Below are 647 nucleotides of genomic sequence, written 5' to 3' on the forward strand. Positions count from 1 at the left end.
TAACACGCGTAGATTTAGCATTTTCAAGAGACCAAGAACACAAAGAATATGTACAGCATCGTATAATGGAAGAAAGTGAACGTTTCAATGAATGGATTGAGCAAGGCGCAGCAATCTATATTTGTGGTGATGAAAAATGTATGGCGAAAGATGTCCATCAAGCCATTAAAGATGTATTGGTAAAAGAACGTCATATTTCTCAAGAAGAAGCGGAGACGATATTGCGTCAAATGAAACAGCAACAACGCTATCAACGTGATGTTTATTAGCGATTGGTGTTAAATGTTTTAAGATGAAATGACGTAAAAAGATATAAAGGATGTTGCTCAACATGAATATGCCATTAATGATAGATTTAACAAATAAAAATGTCGTCATAGTTGGTGGAGGCCTCGTTGCAAGTCGTCGGGCACAAACATTAAGTCAATACGTTGAACACATAATGGTTATCAGTCCTGAAATCACTGAAAAACTTCAAAATATGGTAGATAAAGGTGTCGTCATATGGAAAGAAAAAGAGTTTGAACCAAGCGATATTGTAGACGCGTATCTAGTTATTGCAGCAACCAATGAGCCACGTGTCAATGAAGCGGTAAAACAAGCCTTACCTGAGCATGCCCTTTTTAATAATGTTGGAGATGCATCAA

General features: G+C 36.9%; 1 protein-coding gene and 1 pseudogene. Both read left to right on the forward strand.

The window, feature by feature from the left end; genetic code table 11:
• A pseudogene (locus tag IDG60_RS19565) lies at positions 1 to 269 on the forward strand (sulfite reductase [NADPH] flavoprotein alpha-component); the annotation flags it as partial.
• Between the two features lie 62 nt (positions 270 to 331).
• Positions 332 to 647, forward strand: a 316-nt coding sequence (locus IDG60_RS19570; protein ID WP_274611454.1) for an NAD(P)-dependent oxidoreductase, incomplete at its 3' end; no start/stop codon positions are given.

The organism is Staphylococcus sp. EG-SA-2 (assembly GCF_017152085.1).